Source organism: Bacillus sp. MMSF_3328, assembly GCF_030733525.1.
In the GTDB taxonomy this organism is placed as follows: domain Bacteria; phylum Bacillota; class Bacilli; order Bacillales; family Cytobacillaceae; genus Bacillus_AB; species Bacillus_AB infantis.
Genome location: NZ_JASHIV010000001.1, coordinates 467,709 through 484,539, shown reverse-complemented (window position 1 = coordinate 484,539; position 16,831 = coordinate 467,709). Strand labels below are relative to the sequence as shown.

The following is a 16,831-nucleotide window of genomic DNA, read 5'->3' as shown; positions in this document are numbered from 1 at the left end:
CTCGCCTGCTGTTATGCCATTTAGATCACTGGGCCTTTTCTGCCACAAACCTGCGTATACGTTCAACAGCCTCTTCCAAAGATTCAAGCGAAGTTGCGTAGGAAAGGCGGATATTGTCCGGAGCACCGAATCCAGAACCGGGAATGACCGCTACCAGGGCTTCCTCAAGAAGCGCTTCGGCGAATGCATCTACATCTTTATAGCCCGTCATTTCGGCTGCCTGCCTGGCATTCGGGAATAAATAAAATGCGCCCTGCGGCTTAATGCAGGTGAATCCCGGTATAGACACAAGCTTTCCGTAAATCTCTTCCAGCCTGCCTTCAAATGCCTGCCTCATTTCCTCGACCGGATCCTGTGTGCCGGCATAAGCGGCAATGGCGCCGTACTGGGAAGCAGTGGCCGGATTTGAAGTGCTGTGGCTAGCCAGATCGGTCATTGCCTTGATGATCCTGCTGCCGCCAGCTGCATAGCCGATTCTCCAGCCTGTCATCGAATGCGATTTAGAAACACCATTCACGATGATGGTCTGCTCTTTTAATTCAGGTGACAGCTGTGCTATGGACACATGGCGGTTATTGCTGTATACAAGTTTCTCGTATATTTCATCCGATACGATCAGGATGCCTTTCTCAAGGCACACTTCCCCAAGCGCCTTCAGCTCTTCCTCCGTATAAAGCATTCCGGTCGGGTTGCTTGGAGAGTTGATGATGACTGCTTTGGTTTTCTCTGTAGCCGCATCCTTCAGCTGCTGCGGAGTGATTTTAAACCCATTTTCCTCAGAGCCTTCTGCATAAACAGGGATCCCGCCAGCCAGCTTTACCTGCTCAGGATAGCTGACCCAGTACGGCGTAGGGATGATGACCTCATCTCCTTCATCAAGAAGCACCTGGAACAGGGTGTACAGCACATGCTTTGCTCCGCTTCCGACAAAGGTTTCATTGATTTTGTAGTCAAGCCCCTGGTCTTTTTTAAGCTTTGCAGCTATTTCGGCTCTCAGCGCAGGAAGACCTGCAGATGGAGTATATTTCGTGTTCCCCTCATTCATTGAAGCCAATGCAGCATCTATGATATGCTGCGGCGTGTTGAAGTCCGGCTCTCCTGCCCCCAGCCCAATTACATCGCGGCCCTGTGCTTTCAGTTCCTTTGCTTTAGCTGTTATCGCCAGCGTGGAAGAAGGCGTCAGCGCCTCCACCCTGCCTGCTAGCTTTATTTTCATAGCTTGCGCCTCCATTTCATCCTCATCATAAATTTTCAATCCGCTTGAGCATTTCCCCAGTTTCGAAATGAATATAATAATAATTGATCAGACCGCCATTAGAGCGGTAATACACTTCCCAGAGAGGAAAGCCCTTTTCCATCCCCAGCTTTGCAGAAATGATCTCTTTTGGCTGCTTTTCCCTTTTAACTATATCAATCGCTTCTTGTTTAGATATGCCGTCTTTTGCATTTTTGACAACCGGCTTCCCTTTTTTCTCAGGAACCCAGACAATGAGTTCTGTTCCTGCTTTATCCTGTCCCTGCAGGACGTAGAAGGTTTCCTGTCCGTGATAAAGGGTAAAACTGTCCATTCTCTCGAGTGCAGTCTCTTCTTTTGCCCTCTCAAACGCTTTTTCTGAAGCTGCTTTGACCGGTTCTGTTGAAGCAATATACACTTTAGCAGCTATCCCGATCAGAATGGCTGCCGCAATGATGCTGATGATGATCCATTTTTTCATATTATCACTCTGCTTTATGTACGATAAATGGTGAATACCGCTTTATTTTGATCTTCCTGGTCAAGTGCCAGGCCGAACATTAAATCTTTCTCCTTTAATGTTCTATTCAATGAATCGACGATTTTATACAAATCGGGGCTGTTGGTGATTTTTACAGTCGACAGCACTTCTATTTTGCTTTCCATTGTTCTGCTCCTCTCTCCGGACCTTTGACAAATATTGCAGCTGATAATACAGCCCGGACAGCTTATACTATCCATATAACAGGTCTTTGCCAATATTATAACAGGTGATGTTATCATCCGTTAACCAAAGATGCATGATTCACCAAAAATTTTCTTCTAGTCCACAACGTCTTTTAGCTGCGCAATCATGCGCAGCTTTTTTGTATATTCCTGTGTGCCTGCGCGTCCTATATGACATACAGGCTATCCTGCCTCACCCGGGGAAATTGTGATCACCTCATAATTCAAATCAGTGAACTTTATTGTGACCGTTCCATGGACCCCGGTGTAATACACATCGATCCATGCTTCATGCAGCATTTTAAAAAGATCTTCATCAGGCTTTACTTTCCTTGACTGGAAGATGACGGCGATCTGAGGATCAAGATGTTTAATCAGCTGCCCTGAGACCGAATTGCCCTCCCCGAAGCCTGGCATTTTCACTATATTTACATCCGAAAGATTTTTTTTGAGAAGGGCCTTTTCTGCATCGAGGCTGCTGGAATTGAGCAGCAGCACCTTATGCTTCATAAGTGTAAGCTCAAGGTCCATACCTTCTTTCGGGTTTTCATTTTCGAACAGGACCTCTGCCTTCAAATTATGGAAAAGCTGCAGCTTTGTGCCCGCGCTCCATATATGGATATTCACCTCATCGAACTCTTCAAGCTCTTCCATCCTTTTCCGGGCCAGCCCCTGGCCTGCAACGAGCTGCTTAACACCGAATTCCCTTATGATGCTTCCGGCGTTCACCATGGAGTTCACATCTTCTTCTGTCATGATAATAGTCGATATTTGTTCCACATTATATAGTCCAAGCAGCCTTGACAGCTCTTCTCCAGAGCCTTCACCGCCTGTATTAATAAGAATATTCTCCCCATCCGGATGCTGAATTAAGGCAGATTCTCCTTCCTGCAGGGAAAAAAACGTGATTGCCAGCTCATTCCGTTTTAGCTTTAAATCAATGCTTTTTACTTCTGCGGGCAGGGATGGAGATTCAACCGGGACATAGTACCAGCTTGTGAACAACATAAGAAAGGCGAATAGCATATTCATCCAGAATTCCTCCAATGCTATCCTTTAGAGTGTGTCATCCGAAAATTTTTATCCTCTTATCCCGGCATATTTTACCTTATTGCAGCCAATCTTCCACAAGGTCAACAATAGCGTCCAGGGGGCTTACCTTAACTGGTATGCTTGGGATGGAATCAAGGAATGCCCTGCCATATGACGCTGTGACGATCCTCCGGTCGAATACAATAATTATTCCGCGGTCATTCTTTGTTCTGATCAGCCTCCCGACTCCCTGTTTGAAGCGAAGGACCGCTTCGGGGAGTGCGTGCTCGGAGAAAGGCCGGCCTCCCCTGCTCTGAATCGCTTCCTTCCTTGCTTCCCCCAAAGGCTCATCAGGAGGAGAGAACGGCAGCCTGACCATCACCAGGCAGGAAAGATCTTCACCGGGAATGTCCACACCTTCCCAAAAGCTGCTTGTCCCAAAAAGAATGCTCTTGTCAAACCGCTGAAAGTTCCTTGTAAGCCTTGTCCTGCTTCCAGACGTGATTCCCTGGGCTATTAGGACATATTCCTCGAGAAAGCCGCTTTCCTTCACGAGCTCATAGGTCCTGCGGAGCATATCATGTGAGGTGAACAGAATCAGCATCCTCCCCTTCGCCGCTTCAGCCAGAGAGATGATATGCTCTGTGATCGCCGAAACATATTCGTCCTGAGGAACGGAATTGATTTCAGGCAAATCCGATGGTACGGCAAGCCTGACTTGTGAAGCATAGTCGAATGGGGACTCTATCAGTTCTGTCTGGCAGCTGAACCGGTCAAGGCCCAGTTCATCCATAATATAATCGAAAGACTGGCCGACAGAAAGAGTTGCAGATGTAATAACAGCACTTTTCTTCTGATTGAAGAAGCCGTCCCTCAGATTTCCTGCGACAGTAATCGGCTGAGAGTAAACAGTCGTGGCGTTCTGCATTGCTCTGCCGTCCAGCTCAACCCAGACAGCACAGGCTGTTTGCCCGGCAAATATGGTTTTCCTGATGCTTTCACGTACATCCCTCAGTTCGCCGATGCAGGCTGAGATCTCCTCCAGCAGCGCCTGATCACCCGGTGCCAGTTCGCCGGTTAAAGGCACAAGCAGCTGAAGCCTGTCCTCCAGCGCTGAGATAAGGTCCAGAACCAAGAAAGAAAAGCGCTCTGCAGAAGCCTCCACCGCTTTGAAATCCCGCGGGGTTATATCTGTTAGCCTGAAGCTTATTTTGCTGGATGCATATTTCCTTGCTTTTAATTTCCTCTTTCCATAAATCCCTACCAGCTTAAAAAACTCATCCATCTCATACTGAAGATCAGCAACCAGCCTGTTAAGCTCAAAAGGATGAGCAGCACCGTCCATAGCGGCCCTGCCTTCAAGCAGCCGCTCGAGCTTATAGAGGAGCTGCTTTTGATCATAGAGCCCGATTTTTCCAAGCAGGAGACGGAGAGATAAATAATCGATTGAGAAGCCAAAATGCTTTCCGGCGGCCTTGCTGAACTGATGCCCTTCATCTATGACTGCATAATCATATGAAGGGAAGATCTGATTTTCGCCTGAAAGACTGTTCAAAAGCATAGCATGATTGGTAATGATCAGATCTGCATTTTCTGCGCTCTTCCTTGCTCTGTTATAGAAATCCCTTGATTTCCAGCCTGATTCGCTGATGAATTTGCTGTCCCCGTTTTGTATCTTATTCCAGAAAACAGCACCGCCGCTGGAAAGGTTCAGTTCGTCCACATCGCCTGTAGCTGTTTCAGTCAGCCAGACCAGTATTTGCATTTTTGTAAGTGTAGTATCGTAATTATCATCCGCTTCATTCAATGACTGCTCAAATCGGGCAAGGCTTAAATAATGCTTTCTGCCTTTTAAGAGCACAGCATTGGCAGGGAAGCCCAGAAGTTTTTCAAGCAGGGGCAGGTCTTTTGAAAGCAGCTGCTCCTGAAGCTGGACAGTATAAGTGCTGATCAGCACCCTGGCTCCTTCCTGCCTGGCAAAAATGATTGCCGGAAGCAGATAGCCAAGGGTTTTCCCTGTGCCGGTGCCTGCTTCGACCAGTGTATGCTCGTTATTTAAAAAGGATTGATAGACAGCATCCATCATGGCAAGCTGGCCGGGGCGCAGTTCATAATCCGGAAATGCCTTCTTAAGCATATCCTCTTTTTCCCGGCTTCCTGCGGGATAAACAGGAGCCGGCAGGCGGCTTGATGCTGCTTCCAGAACCCCGCCTGCCTTAATGGCGATTCCGTTATGTATTTCTATCCCTTCAGGAAGTCTCTCCGCCGTCCCTTGCTTTTTAAGGAGGATATCCTCCAAAATGAGATCAAGGTCGCTTTTCAGCCCTCCTGAAAGCTTCAGAAGCTGTTTGATCGTTGTCAGAGGCAATTCCTCAAGGCGTTCCAGGAAGATGTGCAGCAGTTTTGCAGTGGCATAGGCATCGCTGTCCGCCTGGTGAGGCCTGTCATGCACGATCCCTTCTTTTGCAGACAGGTCTGACAATTTATAGCTGTCAGAACAGGGGAGCACCGTCCGTGCCAGCTCAACCGTATCGATGACCGGCCCATAAAAGCCCGGGAAGCCTGCATCCAGAAGCTCTTCCTGCAGAAAGGAGAGGTCGAACAGAACATTATGCGCCACAAAATAGGCATCCTCCAATAGCTCCATCACTTTAGGTGCTATTTCTGCAAATACAGGAGCATCAGAGACCATGCTGTCATTAAGCCCGGTCAGCTCCTCGATGAAGGCCGGAATCTCCTTCCCGGGATTGAGCAGGCTGGAATATTGATCGATGATCTTTCCGCCTTCCATGACTACCGCAGCGAATTGAATGATTTTATCGCCCTTTTTGGCGCTATTACCTGTAGTTTCCAAGTCAACTACTACATATTTATTACTCATCGGTTACACCTCAAACATTCAGTCATTCAAACGGTATCACAAAAGCGGAAAATAAAAAAGGCAAACAGCCTTCCCCATCATTATTTTTCTTCCCATCAGCACGGGGTTTATTCAGGATTCTATCCCAGGGACAGGAAAATGCCGCCTTCAAAAAGGGCTGCATTGCCGTTTTGCAATGCAGCCCTTTTTCTTTATAGTGAAATGATCATTCTTAAAGTATGGTTGAAGCCGGCTCAGCATGGAGCAGACCGGTTATGCTATTGCCTTCTCCCATAATGACTACCTTAGGTTTATGGGAATCTACTTTTTCCTCAGGGACAAGGGCATAAGATATGATGATGACTGTATCGCCGACCTGGACAAGCCTTGCAGCCGCCCCGTTCAGGCAGACTACGCCGCTTCCCCGTTCTCCCGGGATGATATATGTTTCGAATCTTGCACCGTTATTGTTATTGACAATCTGGACTTTCTCATTATCAGCCATTCCGGCCGCATCCAGCAGGTCTTTATCAATTGTAATGCTGCCCACATAATTAAGATTAGCTTCTGTCACCTTTGCGCGGTGGATCTTTCCATTCATCATGGTGCGGAACATGTCTTTTCCTCCGATCAGTTGTTAGACTGCAATGATTATATTATCTATCAGGCGTGCATGTTTGAATTTAACGGCAAGAGCGATGATGATTGTGCCTTCAGCTCTATCTGTTTCTTTTAATTCCGGCCAGGAAAGAATCTCAGCATAATCAATGCTCCCCGAGCTCTCTGCTTTTATCCTGCCGCGTATGAGCGCTTTAAGCTGCTCTGTGTCCTTTGTTCCTTCCGCAATCAATCGTGCTGCTTCTGAGAGGCTCTCGTATAAAACCGGTGCTTCCTTCCGCTCTTCCGGAAGCAGCCTGACATTCCGGGAGCTTTTTGCAAGGCCGTCCGGCTCCCTTACCGTTTCTCCCCCTATTATCTTGACAGGGAAATTCAGATCATGTGCAAGGCTCTCTATCACTGCCAGCTGCTGTGCATCTTTTTTGCCGAAATAAGCTTTATCCGGGGAAACGATATGAAATAATTTAGAGACAACCGTTGCTACACCAGCAAAATGGCCTGGCCTGGATTTGCCGCATAATACATCGGTCTTTCGGTTTACAATGACTGAAACAGAAGGGACTCCGCCAGGGTACATGTCTTCAGGTGCAGGGCTGAAAAGGTAATCGGCCCCTTCGGCTTCTGCTAGACGGGAATCCCGCTCAAAGTCCCGTGGATAAGAATCCAGATCCTCTGCCGGGCCAAATTGAAGCGGATTCACAAAGATGCTCAGAACCATTACATCATTTTCTTCTCCCGCCCGCTTCAGAAGGGAGAGATGCCCTTCATGCAGATATCCCATAGTAGGCACAAACCCGATTGTACGGCCTGCCTTTTTTTCATCCAGCATGAGCTGCTGCATTTCTCCTGGTGATGTAATGATCTTCATGATTTTCCTCCATAAAGTCCTGCCAGCTCTTCCTCTTTCATCGTATAGCTGTGCTCTCCGGCCGGGAAGATTCCTGCCTTCACTTCAGTGATATAGGCTTTCAGGCCCTTTTCCGCTTCTTCATCCATGTTTGCATACCGTTTGACGAACTTCGCAATTCTTTCTGTCCCGTACGACAGCAGATCATGATAGACAAGGACCTGCCCATCAGTCCCTGCTCCCGCCCCGATTCCGATGACTGGAATCGTCAGGATAGAGGAGATATCTTCAGCAAGCTGTTTTGGCACACATTCTAGCACAAGCGCAAAAGCACCCGCCTCTTCACACCTTTTAGCCTCGCAGATCAGCTTCCTGGCTGCTTCAGCATCTTTCCCCTGGACTTTATACCCTCCAAGAACCCCCACTGACTGGGGAGTAAGGCCAAGGTGGGCGCATACAGGGATGCCTGCTTTCGTTATGCTTCTTATCTTGTCAGCGACCTCTTCCCCGCCTTCAAGCTTCACTGCCATCGCTCCTGTTTCCTGAATCAGCCTGGCTGCATTCAGGAGGGTATCACGTTCAGGGAGATGATAGCTCATAAAGGGCATATCAATGACAATAAAAGTATTGGCCGCCCCTCTTTTTACCGCTTTCCCATGGTGAATCATATCTTCCATCGTCACCGGGATGGTCGATTCATATCCCAATACGGTCATGCCAAGCGAATCTCCGACAAGGATCATATCGATTCCGGCTTTTTCTGCCTGCCTGGCTGCCGGATAATCATAGGCAGTCAGCATCGCGATTTTTTCATTCTTTTCCTTCATCTTTGAAAAATCTGTAGTTTGCTTCATCCTTCTTCCTCCCATTCGCAAGTACAGGCCTGAAAAGACCTGCCTTAAGACTCAGAGGAGACAAAACAAGTGAACAAAAAGCCGGATATAAAAAGGATCCTTCAAAAAATGCAGAAGGATCCCGTCGCGTCTTGGCTTCATTATTCGTTTCATCCCTCTGTCCCGGTCCATATGCTGGATCTAGGCAGAAACTATTCAATATAAAAAGATAGAAAGGTGCAGTTCATTATGATACTGCCCAGTTGAATTATATCAAAAATAAAAAATATTGGCTAATAAAATCATGAGTCCAGTTCAATATCAGCAGAGTAGACATGGTGTATCTCTCCTGCCTCATCTTCTATTCTCAGCACGCCTTCCTCGGTGATGCCCAGTGCTTTCCCGCTGATGCTGCCTGATATCGTCCTGGCAGTGATCTGCTTCCCAATGCTGACAGCATAGCTTTCCCAAAGGAGGCGGATCGGGTAGAAGCCTTTTTCCATATAAAGCTTGTACAAATTCTCCAATTTCTGCAGGACAACCCTGACCAGCTCTGCCCTCGAGAGGTTCCCGCCCTTTTCTATCGCCAGGGAAGTGGCTGTGCCCCTCAGCTCCTCCGGATAATCCTCAAGCTGCTGGTTCACATTGATGCCGATCCCGATAATGATCGAAAAAATGCGGTCGGCTTCCGCCTGCAATTCTGTCAGGATGCCAGTGACCTTCTTGCCTCCAATGAGAATATCATTGGGCCATTTGATCTGCGGGGAAAGGGCCGTGCATTCCTCAATGGACTGGACGACGGCAACTGCTGCAAGTAGAGTCAGCTGCGGAGCTCGCGGGAGCGGGATTTCCGGCCGGAGGATGACACTCATCCATATTCCTGTATATTTCGGGGAATGCCATTTCCTGTCCATCCTTCCCCTGCCGTTAAGCTGTTCTTCCGCCACTACGATCGTGCCCTCGGGTGCGTCATCATAGGCGAGCCTGTGGGCGATTTTCTGTGTCGAATCCACACTTTCTTCATAATGGATTTCGGTACCGAGCAAGCTGGTTTTCAGACCAAGGCGGATTTCATCGGCAGTCACCTTCTCTGTTGTCTTCACAATCCGGTAGCCTTTCCTTCTTACGGCTTCAAGCTCAAATCCATCGCGCCTCAACTCTTCGATATGCTTCCAGACGGCCGTCCTGGAGCAGCCGATCAGGTCTGCCAGATATTGGCCGGACAAATATTCCCCATTGCTCTCCGTAAAGGCGGCAAGCAATTTTTTCCTCAGCTCTGATTGCACTTCAGCCACCCCCTTATTTCCTCTTTTTTATTTGCCAGATGACCGGAGATAATGCTGTTTTCAACCTGGCCCAGCAATTCCTTCACCCAGGGTCCGCCCGGCTTATTGAACCATTGGATCAAGTCATTCCCGGTAACATCCAGCTCCTTTGTACTCCGTATCGGAAGTGAAGCATATAAACGGACAGGAACTTCCTCATCCGCACTGTCATCCCCGGTGGCCGCCAGAACTCTCTCTGCATTCCGGGCAGCCTCTGCCCCCGCCTTATAAACCGATTCAAGTGTCCAGTTCTGTACTGAGCGGTATTGAAGCCAATAAAGGATTTTGCCAATTTGCCTAATCTTTTTGACAGGCATTTTCCAGCTTCTCAAAAAGGATTCCGCGGTCTTAAAGTCATGGCCAAGACCTGCTGACAGCAGAGCCCATCGTTCCTCGGATAAAAGCCCGCTGCCCAGCCTTCCGGCAAATGATATCAACTCCTGCTTTTTCCCTGCCAGGCCTGGGAGATGCTGTGAGAGGCCAGTGTCTGCCATGATTTTCAGCGCCATAAAGCTATTTTCGCCCGCAAGCAGCTTTTCAAATTCTGCCAGCTTTCTTTCAACCGCAATCTTCTCAAGAAGATAAGCTTCAGAAACCAGCGCCTCATAAGTCTCTCCATCTATTTGGAATGAAAGCTGGCTGGCAAAACGCACGGCTCTCATCATCCTTAAAGCATCTTCGTAAAATCGCTCCAGCGGATTTCCAACGGTGGCAATCCTTTTGCTGCGGATATCCTCCTGTCCCCCGAAAGGATCAATGATGCGGCCGTCCTTTGACATCGCCATGCTGTTCATTCTGAAGTCCCTGCGTTTAAGATCCTCATCGAGGGAACGGATAAAGTCCACTTTAGACGGCCTGCGGAAATCTTCATAATCCGACTCAGACCGGAAAGTGGTGACTTCATAGCTATCCCCATCATAAAGAACTATGACCGTACCATGCTCTATACCGACATCCGCTGTTATGGAAAAAATGCCTTTGATTTCCATCGGAGTGGCCGAAGTGGCTATGTCCACGTCGGAAATATCCTTGCCGAGCAGATAATCCCTGACAGATCCGCCTACAAAGTAAGCCTCATACCCGGCAGTTTCGATCTTTTCCAATACAGGTGCCGCTTTTAAAAAAACCGGATTCATATTATCCCTCATTTAACATATCAAAATAAAGCCTCTCATACTCGCTGACTATTTGTTCGGCGCTGAACTTTTCTCTCGCAGTCTGTACTGCACGATGTGAGAAGCTTGTGTGCTTATCAGCATCAGCCAGCAGGCCTGCCGCTTTTTCCGCCATGCTCCCTATATCCCCAAGCTTGCAGATATATCCTGTCTCGCCGTCAGAAATCACTTCCGGGATCCCGCCGATATTGGTCCCTATGCAGGGAACACCGCACGCCATGGCCTCAAGCGCAACCAGGCCGAAGCTTTCTTTTTCAGAAAGGAGGAGCATCAGGTCGCTGATGGAATAAAGCTCTTCCACTTTATCCTGCTTCCCCAGAAACAGTACCTTCTCCTTCAGCCCGAGCTCTTTGACCAGCTTGCATACATTGGACATTTCCGGGCCGTCGCCGACGAGGAGAAGCTTTGCAGGCATCTCCGACTCTATCCTGGCAAACACCTTTACAACATCCTGCACCCTTTTGACCGCACGGAAATTGGAAACATGGATGACCGTTTTTTCATCCTCGGTGATCCCATATTCTTTTTTCAGATGATCAGAGCCAGTTTTCTGATATACTCTATGGTCTATGAAATTATAGACCGCCTGAATTTCTTTTTCAGGGTGTATCAATTCATTTGTTTGTGATATAAGAGATTTGGAAACAGCTGTCACCCTGTCAGACTTCTCGATTCCAAAGCGGATGCTGTCTTTCAATGACGGCTCATAACCAAGGACGGTGATATCTGTTCCATGAAGGGTAGTGGCAATCTTCACATCGCGCCCGCTCATCTGCTTGGCAAGGATTGCACATACGGCATGGGGAACAGCATAGTGTACATGCATGAGATCAAGCTTTTCTCTGTTAATCACCTCAGCCATTTTGCTGGCGAGGGCAATATCATAAGGCGGATACTGGAAAACAGAATACTGGCTCACTTCCACCTGGTGATAAAATATATTATGATACATCCGATTCAGCCTGAAAGGGAGGCTGGAAGAAATAAAATGTATTTCGTGCCCTCTTTCGGCGAGGAGCTTTCCAAGCTCTGTAGCGACGACCCCTGATCCACCGACTGTCGGATAACAGGTGATCCCGATTTTTAGTTTTCTTGTCATGCTTCTCCACCCAATAAATCTTTATGTATTAGTACCGGCTTTTTAGACATGAAGCCTTCAGCGTATTTGACTCCCGCTTCTCTCCCATAAAGCCTTTCCCTTGCTTCTACATTTTCGATATAGCCATTTACAAGCGGAGTGTCTGCTGAATCCTCCGTCCTGACAAACTGGCTCTCATACGCCCTCAGGCCCGCAAGCTTTTTGTCCATATAATCTGACACATCAATGATAAAATCAGGCTGATGGAAGCCGTTGATCATATAGAAATGAAGCCCGTTTACTTTGTGCGGGGCTAATCCGCTTTCAGGGTCCGCCCTGCGGATGCCTGCTGAAAATGCGGCTTCTTCTACAATTTTTGCACAGTTGCCGTGATCCGGATGCCTGTCTTCAAAATGTGGCGCAAAGATGACTGATGGCCTGTATGTCCTGATCATCCTCGCGACAGCGGTAATAGCCTGTTCATTCAGCAGCAGCCCCCGGTCAGGCAGTCCAAGGTTTTCCCTGACTGAAACACCCAGGATACCTGCTGCCCTCTCTGCCTCTTTTTTCCTTGTTTCTACAGTTCCGTTGGAGGAAAGCTCCGCACCAGTAAGGTCGCAGATGCCAATCTTTTTTCCTTCAGCTGCATACTTGGCAAGCGTACCTCCCATCCCGATTTCAACATCATCGGAATGGGCGCCAAAGGCCAGGATATCCAATTTTTCTCCTATCATAGAACCTCACCGTCTTCGCTCTTCACTATTTTCCTCCAGTCGAGGTCGCCTCTTTCCAGGCCCTTTACAAGCAGCTCAGCAGTGCCCATATTGGTGGCCAGCGGAATTGAATATACATCGCACAGGCGGACCAAAGCGGATACATCCGGCTCATGCGGCTGCACAGTCAGCGGATCCCTGAAAAAGAAGACGAGGTCCATTTTCTTATTGGCAATCAGTGCCCCGATTTCCTGGTCCCCGCCGAGCGGTCCTGATTGAAAGCGGGTGATTGTAAGGCCTGTTGATTCCATGATCCTTGAGCCGGTCGTCCCTGTCGCAAAAAGGGAGTGTCCCGCCAGAATATCTTTATAGGCTGTTGCAAAGCGGATGATGTCGTCTTTCTTTTTATCGTGGGCTATCAAAGCGATGTTCATCATTTCCCCTCCCTTTATTCCATAATATTTTCAAGTCCGTAGACAAACAGGTCTGCTTTCATTACTGTCTCTACAGCCAGCTTCACACCGGACATGAATGAGGCCCGGTTATAAGAGTCATGCCGGATTGACAGAGTCTGGCCATCTGAGCCGAACATCACCTGCTGATGGGCAATCAGGCCGGGAAGGCGGACTGAATGGATGCGCATCCCTTCGTAGTCAGCACCCCTGGCCCCTGCCAGAGTTTCTTTTTCGTCTGGATGCCCCTGCTCTTTGGCTTCTCTTGCTTCAGCCATCATTTCTGCTGTTTTCACAGCTGTGCCTGACGGAGCATCAAGCTTCTGGTCATGATGCAGCTCGATGATCTCCACATCACTGAAATAGCGGGCTGCCATCTGTGAAAACTTCATCATAAGGACAGCACCAAGGGCGAAGTTTGGGGCGATGATGCATCCCAATTCTTTTTCCCGGCATGTTACTTCCAGCTCTTTCAGGTCCTCTTTGCTAAAGCCGGTTGTCCCGACTACCGGCCTTACTCCATATGAAAGGGCAGTCCGTGCATGATGCATGCCTGCCTCCGGTGTCGTAAGATCGATCAGAACATCAGCTTCTGTCTGCTCCAGACAATTGGCCAGGTCTGTATATATCGGCACATCTGCCCCTGTAAATCCATCAAGGTCGCTGAGCATTTTCCCTTCGAATTTATGGTCTACAACCGCCTGAAGGGCAAAATGGCCGGTATTCAGCACAAGCTGAACCGCTTCCCTGCCCATTCGGCCGCGCGGCCCCGCAATAACAATCTTTATCTTATCCATCAGAATCTCTCCTACTCTTCAATTCTTGTCCAGCGGTCTTTATCCCGCGTATTAAATTTATCCATTACCCTGTCATGGGCTTCCTGCAAGTCAATATTCAGTGAGTTGGCAAAGCAGATAAGCACAAAAAGCATATCCCCCAGCTCATTTTCAATGGTATTCTCTTCTTCGGTCGATTTCTTTGGCTTTTCCCCGTAATGGTGATTTACTTCCCTGGACAGTTCACCCAGCTCTTCCGTCATCCGTGCCAGCATGGCAAGAGGGCTGAAATATCCTTCTTTAAATTGGCTTATGTATTGATCAACCTCAGCCTGGAGGTCTTTCATCGTTTTATGATTGGATTCCATCTCGATTAGCCACCTCAACTTCCGCCTTCCTGAGCCTTTTGCATAAAGCAGCAAATTAGGCTTATCTTATAGAGAATAGATGCTTTTTCTATATCATGTTAGCCTAACGGAACAGCTTTTTACAAATATTTTTAACCGCCCGGCAGCTGCTATTCTGTCCGGCTCATTATTGCTCTGTCATCTTTTATTTTATATAATCTTATGGTGATAAAAACAGGAAAAGAGGGAAAAAACGTGCAAAACGGATTAAAATTCAAGAATATATTGTTCATCCTGCTCGGTTCAGCAATCTTTTCTTTTGGAATTGTTCATTTCAATATGCAGAATAACTTGGCCGAAGGCGGTTTCACCGGCATCACCCTGCTCCTTTTTTTCCTATTTAAATGGGATCCCTCCTATACGAACTTATTGTTAAATATACCATTATTCTTTATAGGCTGGAAATTGCTCGGCAGGAATTCCTTTTATTACACCATGATCGGCACCTTCAGTGTTTCCCTGTTCCTGTGGATTTTTCAGCGCTATCAGATTGACATGCCGCTGAAGGAAGACCTTACTCTTGCGGCTCTTTTTGCAGGTGTTTTCATCGGCATTGGCCTCGGCATCATTTTCCGTTTCGGCGGAACAACCGGCGGAGTCGATATCATAGCGAGGCTGGCCCATAAATATATCGGCTGGAGCATGGGAAAAACAATGTTCCTTTTCGATGCCTGTGTCATTACATTATCGCTCATTTTCTATCTGACCTACCAGGAAGCCATGTACACCCTTGTTGCCGTGTTCGTAGGTGCCCGGGTGATCGATTTTATGCAGGAAGGCGCCTACGCCGCAAGAGGTGCGATGATCATTTCCGACCAGAACGAAGCCATCGCCGGCAGGATTCTGAAGGAAATGGACCGCGGGGTGACGGTGCTGAAAGGGCACGGCTCCTTCACCAAACAGGATCGGGAAGTCCTTTACTGCGTAGTCGGCAAAAATGAAATCGTGCGGCTGAAAAGCGTCATCACCTCCGTCGATCCGCATGCCTTTGTCACAGTCAGTGTCGTTCACGATGTGCTCGGCGAAGGATTCACCCTGGATGAAAATAAGAAGCCGATTGAGCACTAAAAATGCAAATGGCGCTTGTTCACTATAAGAAATAAAGAAAACCAGCCCAAATGGCTGGTTTCTTCATTTCTTAATCCTGCCTCTGCATGCCTGTGAAGATCATGATCAGGCGCAATAGCTCCAGAACCGCAACAGCTGCGGCAGCTACATAGGTCAGGGCAGCAGCGTTAAGGACTTTCTTCGTTTCCCTTTCCTCATCATTGCGGATAACACCAAGTGAGACGACCTGATCCATTGCTCTGTTTGAAGCATTGAACTCGACCGGGAGGGTAACCACCTGGAAGAGGACGGCCACGGCCATGAAAATGATTCCCAAAAGGAGAAGGCCGCTCAGCTCAGCAAAAATCCCTACCATGATCAGCACCCAGGAAAAATTAGAACCAATGCTCGCGATCGGCACCAGCGAATGTCGGACCCGGAGGAATGCATAATCCTGCTGATCCTGCATGGCATGGCCGACCTCATGGGCAGCTATTGCTGCTGCAGCGACGGAATGGCCATGGAAATTCTGCGAGGACAGCCTTACCGTTTTTGAACGGGGATCATAATGGTCTGTCAGATGCCCCCTCGTTTCCTCAACATTGACATTGTACAATCCATTGGAATCCAGGATCCTTCTGGCAACCTCGGCACCTCTCATATGTGAAGAGGCTGGTACCCTGGAATATTTGTTATAGGTGCCTTTCACCTTGAATTGCGCCCAGATCGGCACGAGGATGATGATCGCAAAGTATATCAGGAAATCCATGTTATTCCTCCCATTCATCTTTGCTGTAATTTAATCTATTGTATTTTTTCTGGTGAATGGTGTCAATTTTTCAGCTCTCTTTTTCTGCTCTTCTCTTTGTCCTGATCTCCCTTATATTTTCTCCAGCCGACATAAGATAATGTAAGGATGATGATGCTTCCTGTAGAAATAATGACCCACCAAAGCGAAGGATCGGCCTCATCGTCAGTCATTTCATCAAAAAGCGAGGATAAATCTGCCTCGAGGGCATCCAATTCCTGCTGGCTCGAGGTCTGGCTCACCACCTGAGGCCTGTAATGGTCTATGAAATTGACCCTGGTATCCAGCTGCTGAAGCCTGTCTGCCTTGAGGTCCACTTTAAGGGCAGGGTAAATGACGCTGTATAAGGTCAAAAAGGAATTCAGGCTTGAATGGAAAGCCTCACTGTCGCCTGCATGGGCAGCCTCCTTCATCCCCCCGAACACATCCATGATCGGATCCTCCATTTCCGTCCACAAAGGCTGCCTGCTGGAGGTGATTGCATCAATAACCAGCCTGAATCTTGTTACCCTGTTCATCCGCTCTTTATGGTTCATATCGATGCTGGCCGCTGCTTCCACTGCTTCATCATGCGCATTGGAAACGATTCTCAGCTCATCCATATTGAACGGCCTTGCCTGTACATCCCCCGAAAGAAACTGATCCGAAAAATAATCCAGAATCTTTTTTGCCTCTTCATATTTTTGTATTTTGACCATCTGAAGAGCTTCATCAGAGAGCAGATCAAGTTTGTCCATCGAAGAGGAAGGCTGCTCTGCATATGCATATATGGAAAAAGGCATTAAAAGATAGATCAAAAACATGGATACAGCAATTTTTGCTTTCAATATTGTCCCCCCCTGCAATTACTATTAAAAATGTATGAGAGGTTGGACAAGGTTAGACCAAAAGTTCGCTCGG

18 protein-coding genes are annotated in these 16,831 nt (G+C 47.9%); 1 reads left to right on the top strand and 17 read right to left on the bottom strand.

From position 1 onward, the window contains the following. Window positions 1-25: 25 nt before the first annotated feature. The 15 genes from RBB45_RS02455 to RBB45_RS02385 all read right to left on the bottom strand — a co-directional run bounded on the left by RBB45_RS02455 (window position 26) and on the right by RBB45_RS02385 (window position 14,037). Window positions 26-1,210, bottom strand: a complete 1,185-nt coding sequence (locus RBB45_RS02455; RefSeq protein ID WP_035401134.1) for a pyridoxal phosphate-dependent aminotransferase — start codon at window positions 1,208-1,210, stop codon at window positions 26-28. 31 nt (window positions 1,211-1,241) lie between these two features. Continuing rightward, window positions 1,242-1,715 carry a cell wall elongation regulator TseB-like domain-containing protein gene (locus RBB45_RS02450; protein WP_094767165.1) on the bottom strand — a complete coding sequence of 158 codons (474 nt, stop codon included), beginning with the start codon at window positions 1,713-1,715 and terminating at the stop codon, window positions 1,242-1,244. 14 nt (window positions 1,716-1,729) lie between these two features. Continuing rightward, the gene (locus RBB45_RS02445; protein ID WP_009791259.1) at window positions 1,730-1,900 is read right to left on the bottom strand and encodes a YpmA family protein; all 171 of its coding nucleotides are present in this window, start codon (window positions 1,898-1,900) and stop codon (window positions 1,730-1,732) included. Between the two features lie 243 nt (window positions 1,901-2,143). Next, window positions 2,144-2,992 (bottom strand): ComEC/Rec2 family competence protein, encoded by an 849-nt coding sequence (locus RBB45_RS02440; RefSeq protein WP_306009060.1) that lies wholly within the window; start codon window positions 2,990-2,992, stop codon window positions 2,144-2,146. Between the two features lie 76 nt (window positions 2,993-3,068). After that, window positions 3,069-5,873 carry an ATP-dependent DNA helicase DinG gene (dinG, locus tag RBB45_RS02435; protein WP_306009059.1) on the bottom strand — a complete coding sequence of 935 codons (2,805 nt, stop codon included), beginning with the start codon at window positions 5,871-5,873 and terminating at the stop codon, window positions 3,069-3,071. Window positions 5,874-6,084: 211 nt separating this feature from the next. After that, window positions 6,085-6,468, bottom strand: a complete 384-nt coding sequence (panD, locus tag RBB45_RS02430) for an aspartate 1-decarboxylase (protein WP_009791263.1) — start codon at window positions 6,466-6,468, stop codon at window positions 6,085-6,087. A 21-nt stretch (window positions 6,469-6,489) separates the two neighbouring features. Continuing rightward, complete coding sequence (panC, locus tag RBB45_RS02425; protein ID WP_224952040.1) at window positions 6,490-7,338, bottom strand: pantoate--beta-alanine ligase; 849 nt, start codon at window positions 7,336-7,338, stop codon at window positions 6,490-6,492. Then, window positions 7,335-8,171, bottom strand: coding sequence for a 3-methyl-2-oxobutanoate hydroxymethyltransferase (panB, locus tag RBB45_RS02420; RefSeq protein WP_009791265.1), 837 nt, complete (start codon window positions 8,169-8,171; stop codon window positions 7,335-7,337). Before panB ends, panC begins: the two co-directional genes overlap by 4 nt. 281 nt (window positions 8,172-8,452) lie before the next feature. Further along, window positions 8,453-9,436, bottom strand: coding sequence for a biotin--[acetyl-CoA-carboxylase] ligase (locus RBB45_RS02415; RefSeq protein WP_009791267.1), 984 nt, complete (start codon window positions 9,434-9,436; stop codon window positions 8,453-8,455). Beyond that, window positions 9,421-10,611 (bottom strand): CCA tRNA nucleotidyltransferase, encoded by a 1,191-nt coding sequence (locus tag RBB45_RS02410; protein WP_306009058.1) that lies wholly within the window; start codon window positions 10,609-10,611, stop codon window positions 9,421-9,423. The genes RBB45_RS02415 and RBB45_RS02410 overlap by 16 nt, the downstream gene beginning before the upstream one ends. A 1-nt stretch (window position 10,612) precedes the next feature. Then, window positions 10,613-11,749: an N-acetyl-alpha-D-glucosaminyl L-malate synthase BshA gene (bshA, locus tag RBB45_RS02405; RefSeq protein ID WP_009791269.1), complete on the bottom strand. Its 1,137-nt coding sequence runs from the start codon at window positions 11,747-11,749 to the stop codon at window positions 10,613-10,615. Further along, entirely contained in the window at window positions 11,746-12,462 is a 717-nt protein-coding gene (bshB1, locus tag RBB45_RS02400) for a bacillithiol biosynthesis deacetylase BshB1 (RefSeq protein WP_306009057.1), read from the bottom strand. Before bshB1 ends, bshA begins: the two co-directional genes overlap by 4 nt. After that, entirely contained in the window at window positions 12,459-12,875 is a 417-nt protein-coding gene (gene mgsA, locus RBB45_RS02395; protein WP_022544131.1) for a methylglyoxal synthase, read from the bottom strand. Before mgsA ends, bshB1 begins: the two co-directional genes overlap by 4 nt. A 14-nt stretch (window positions 12,876-12,889) precedes the next feature. Continuing rightward, the gene (gene dapB / locus RBB45_RS02390) at window positions 12,890-13,690 is read right to left on the bottom strand and encodes a 4-hydroxy-tetrahydrodipicolinate reductase (RefSeq protein ID WP_101550178.1); all 801 of its coding nucleotides are present in this window, start codon (window positions 13,688-13,690) and stop codon (window positions 12,890-12,892) included. Window positions 13,691-13,701: 11 nt separating this feature from the next. Continuing rightward, window positions 13,702-14,037 carry a nucleotide pyrophosphohydrolase gene (locus tag RBB45_RS02385; protein ID WP_022544132.1) on the bottom strand — a complete coding sequence of 112 codons (336 nt, stop codon included), beginning with the start codon at window positions 14,035-14,037 and terminating at the stop codon, window positions 13,702-13,704. Between the two features lie 201 nt (window positions 14,038-14,238). Between RBB45_RS02385 and RBB45_RS02380 the strand changes: the two genes are divergently transcribed. Next, entirely contained in the window at window positions 14,239-15,144 is a 906-nt protein-coding gene (locus RBB45_RS02380) for a YitT family protein (RefSeq protein WP_009791274.1), read from the top strand. A gap of 70 nt (window positions 15,145-15,214) precedes the next feature. Here the strand turns inward: RBB45_RS02380 and RBB45_RS02375 are convergent, their stop codons facing one another. Then, entirely contained in the window at window positions 15,215-15,892 is a 678-nt protein-coding gene (locus RBB45_RS02375) for a zinc metallopeptidase (RefSeq protein ID WP_094767156.1), read from the bottom strand. A 62-nt stretch (window positions 15,893-15,954) separates the two neighbouring features. After that, window positions 15,955-16,758, bottom strand: a complete 804-nt coding sequence (ypjB, locus tag RBB45_RS02370) for a sporulation protein YpjB (protein WP_022544135.1) — start codon at window positions 16,756-16,758, stop codon at window positions 15,955-15,957. Window positions 16,759-16,831: the final 73 nt, after the last annotated feature.